This is a genomic window from Qipengyuania sp., assembly GCF_042095715.1.
GTDB lineage: Bacteria > Pseudomonadota > Alphaproteobacteria > Sphingomonadales > Sphingomonadaceae > Qipengyuania.
This window is the reverse complement of record NZ_JBELMO010000130.1, coordinates 1-4,150: the sequence shown is the minus strand read 5'-3', so window position 1 is coordinate 4,150 and position 4,150 is coordinate 1. Positions and strand designations below refer to the sequence as shown.

Below are 4,150 nucleotides of genomic sequence, written 5' to 3'. Positions count from 1 at the left end.
GGATTTTGTCACCTGTAGCTTTGAAGCAGGTGTAAACCTGATCCGTATTAGGACTTTCTATTTTCAGTTCTTCGGTCATGAACTTGAGGAATATCAGTATTTTCTCTGGATTGTTTTTAGGCGCATACCTGCCATAAAACGCGCCCAGCCCCGAGGTATCTAGGTTTTTATCTAGCTTCGGCGAATCCGCAATCACGCCGCTAGCGTTCTCATCTCCATTGACCTTTTTCTTGGCCACGGTGCGGCGCTTGGGCTTAGATTTGTTCGATGCCTCGTTAGCGCCTTCGCCATTTTCAGTGGGAGTTGATGCAGGTACGGAAGTAGGTGACGCGGCAGGCACCCGCTTCACGGCGTCAAGTAGATGTTCTTTGAAATCGTCATAGATCGCGCGAACGAGATCTGGGTCACCTTCGACGTCAATGATGCCCTGCGAAATGTTGATATGAAGCTTCGTGGTCACTACACCCCCCTAGAAAGCCTCGCGCCGATGGCCCCTTGGCGCGCTTGCGATCAAGAACATGCAATCAAGCATCTTCAAGCGCAAGCGGGTCGAGAAGTTCCGTTATCAATCCGTAAGGAGATGAGGTCGAATCGGATCAATTGCCGATCCGCGCATCGAGCAAATTCGCGCGCGTGCAAAAACGCTGGCTCTGGGGCCAACTGTGCCCTGACGATTGACTGCTACCCCGACCCGGCTCCCACATGCGCTCCAGCGATCAGGAAGAGCATAGCGCGCCTCTGCCCGCTTACGCCAGTGGAGCTGCTTACGATTTGCTTATGAGGAAATGTAAGCAGCATTTGAAGCGGCCGCCCGAAGGCGTAATTTGCTGTATTTTCTAGGAAGGTATGGTGGACGCACTTGGGCTCGAACCAAGGACCCGCTGATTAAGAGTCAGCTGCTCTACCAACTGAGCTATGCGTCCAATTCCCGGTGGGAAGGGGCGGCTGGTAAGGCCGTCCGCGTTGGGAAGCGCGCCACTACCAACGTGATGGCGGCGTGACAACCGCTTTTTGCATTTTTTTTGCGTCCCGCCGGGTTACCAGCGGGGGCGGGCGGCGGTCGATCGGTCGATGCCCATCAACACGCCGAGCGAGATCAATACCGTCATCTGCGCCGACCCGCCGAAGCTGACCAGCGGCAGCGGGATGCCGACGACGGGCGCGAGCCCCATCACCATCATCAGGTTGATCGCCATATAGAAGAAGATCGTCGTCGCCAGCCCCGCCGCGGCGAGCTTGGCGAAACGATCCTCGGCGCGGACGCCGACGTTGACGCCCCAGCGGATCACCAGCAGGAACGCGACGATCAGGAACGCGCCGCCGAGCAATCCCCATTCCTCCGCCATCGTGGCGAAGACGAAATCGGTATGGCCCTCGGGCAGATAATCGAGGTGGCTCTGCGTGCCGTTCATGAAGCCCTTGCCGAACAGCCCGCCCGAGCCGATCGCGATCTTCGACTGGCTGATGTGATAGCCCGTGCCGAGCGGATCGCTTTCCGGATCGAGGAAGATCAGGATGCGGTGGCGCTGGTAGTCGTGCAGCAGATAGTTGATCGCCAGCGGGGCCGCGACCGCAAGCCCCAGCGCGCCGCCGATGAACAGCCGCAACGGCACCCCGGCGAGGAACATTACCGTCGCCCCGCCGGCGCAGATCATCAGTCCGGTGCCCAGATCGGGCTGCAGCATGACCAATGCGGCCGGCAGCCCGATCAGCACGCAGGCCGGCCAGATCGCCTGAAACCGTCGCGTCTCCGCCGCGGGCAGCATGTCGTAGAAGCGCGCGACCGCCAGCACGATCGCCAGCTTCATCATCTCCGACGGCTGGATGCGGATCGGACCGAAGCCGAGCCATCGCTGACTGCCGCCGCGCACCGCGCCGAGCATCTCCACCAGCACCAGCAGGATCAGGAACAGGCCATAGATCCAGAAGGCGTAGCGCTTCCACCAATCGAGCGGCACACGCGACAAGACGATTGCGCCGACGATGAACACGCCGAAGCGAATGCCCTGTGGCGCCACCCACGGGCGCAGGCTGCCCCCGGCGGCGGAGTAAAGCACGACGAGGCCGAAGCCGCCGATCGCGATCACCAGCAGCAGCATGCGCCACGGCAGTCTCACCAACGGGGCGGGGACGACGAAGCCGTTCATTGCGGCGGCGCCTCCCGATCGAGCGGCGCGGCGCGGCGCTCGGCATCGGTTTCGGGCTCGGGCGATCCGGTCCGCGCCGGGCCGGCGCCGTTGTTGATGTCGCTGGCGATCGCCTCGACAGAGGCATTCGACGCATCGGTGGCGGCGCGCACCGCATCGGCGCGCGTCGCGGCCTGTTCTTCCAGATCCTCGCCGGTGGCTGGCGGTGGGGTGGCGTGCGCGGCGCGATAGGCGGCCTCCTGAGCCGCCATGCGGGTCCGGATATCGCCGCCCCAGGTCGGCTCGACTTCCGCCAGGCTGGCCATCGCACGATCGCGATCGAACAGATAGGTCATGATATCGCGCCCGATCAGCGGGGTATCGAGATTGCGCACGGTATGGCCGTTATGCTCCAGCACGATCGCCGCAGCGTAGCGTGGATTGTCATAGGGCGCAAAGCACACGAACAAGGCGTGGTCACGCAGCTTGAACGGCAATTGCGCGTTTTTCAGCACGCCGATGCGTCGTTCCGCCATCGTGATCCGGCGGACCTGCGCGGTGCCGGTTTTCGCCGCGAGCCCGACGCCGGGCACCTGCAGCCGCGCCGCGCCGCCAGTGCCGCCGGTATTGACCACACCATACATCGCTTCGCGGATCAGCGCGAAATGCTCCGGCGCGATCGGCAGGGGGTCCGCCTGCGGCTTGAACGGATCGCGAATGATCGTCGGATGCAGAGATCGGCCCGAGGCGATCCGGGCCGCCATGACCGCCAATTGCAAGGGGTTGGCGAGCACATAGCCTTGACCGATCGAGGCGTTGAGGGAATCGGCCACCTTCCAGTCGGCATTGTATTTGCGGCGTTTCCACGCGCTGTCGGGGACAGTGCCGTAACGTTGCGTGACGAACGGCAGATCGAATTTCTGCCCGAGCCCCAGCGCACGGGCAATCGGCGCGATCTTATCATAACCGACGCGACGCACCATTTCGTAGAAATAGATGTCGCAACTTTGCATGATCGCGTTCTTCAGATCGAGCGGGCCATGGCCGTTGCGTTTGTGGCAATGGAACACGCCGGTACCGACGCGCATCGCGCCCGAGCAATAAACCCGCTCGTCAGGGCTCACCCCCGCGGCCAGCAGCGCAAGGCCGTTCATCGGCTTGACGGTCGATCCCGGCGGATACAGCCCTTGCGTGACCTTGTTCATCAGGGGGACGTGATCGTCCTCGCTCAGCATCTTCCATTCGAGATGGCTGATCCCTTCGGAAAAGCTGTTGGGGTCATAGGCCGGCATGCTGACCATCGCCAGCATTTCCCCAGTCAGGCAATCGAACACCACTGCGGAGCCGGAATTGGTGCCCAGCCGCCGCGCGGCATATTCCTGCAATCCCGCGTCGATGGTCAGGCGCAGCGTCCGGCCCGGTATGTCGGGGCGGGTGGCCAGTTCCTTGACCAGCCTGCCCCGCGCGGTGACCTCCACCCGGCGCGCGCCCGCGACGCCGCGCAGCAGCGGCTCCATCGTTTTTTCCAGCCCGTCCTTGCCGAGCTTGAACCCGGGCGTGACGTAGAGTGGATCACGATCCTTCTTATATTGTTCGGCGGTGGCTGCCCCGACATAGCCGGTGAGGTGCGCCACCGCTGCACCGGCGGGATAGAGGCGCGCGAAGCCGCGGGTGGGGGCGACCCCGGGCAGCTCGGGCTGCCGCACCTGCACCGCCGCGAAATGTTCCCAGTCGATATTCTCGACGACCTTCACCGGACGGAAGCCGACCGCCTTCGCCAGATCGGCCTCGATCCGCGCCATCGCCTCATCGTCGAGCGACAGCAACTGGCGCAGGATCGCCAGCGTGCGATCCTTGTCGTCGAGACGATCGGGGATGATGTCGACGCGAAAATCGGTTCGGTTGCTGGCGATCGGCTGGCCATGACGATCGACGATCCAGCCACGGCGCGGCGGGATCATCGTCATGTTGACGCGATTGCTCTCGGATAGAAGATTGTACCGCTCGTTCTGCGCGATGGCGAG

General features: G+C 62.9%; 3 protein-coding genes and 1 tRNA gene. All 4 read right to left on the bottom strand.

Going from position 1 to position 4,150, the window contains the following annotated elements; translation table 11 throughout:
- Nucleotides 1-460: hypothetical protein (locus ACFDTG_RS16365; protein WP_375291987.1), on the bottom strand; the 460-nt coding region annotated here is incomplete at its 3' end.
- A 387-nt stretch (nucleotides 461-847) separates the two neighbouring features.
- Nucleotides 848-923, bottom strand: a tRNA-Lys gene (locus ACFDTG_RS16360).
- A 114-nt stretch (nucleotides 924-1,037) separates the two neighbouring features.
- Nucleotides 1,038-2,147 carry a rod shape-determining protein RodA gene (gene rodA / locus ACFDTG_RS16355; RefSeq protein ID WP_375248266.1) on the bottom strand — a complete coding sequence of 370 codons (1,110 nt, stop codon included), beginning with the start codon at nucleotides 2,145-2,147 and terminating at the stop codon, nucleotides 1,038-1,040.
- The coding region (mrdA, locus tag ACFDTG_RS16350) for a penicillin-binding protein 2 (protein ID WP_375291986.1) at nucleotides 2,144-4,150 on the bottom strand (2,007 nt) is incomplete at its 5' end. The genes rodA and mrdA, both read right to left, overlap by 4 nt.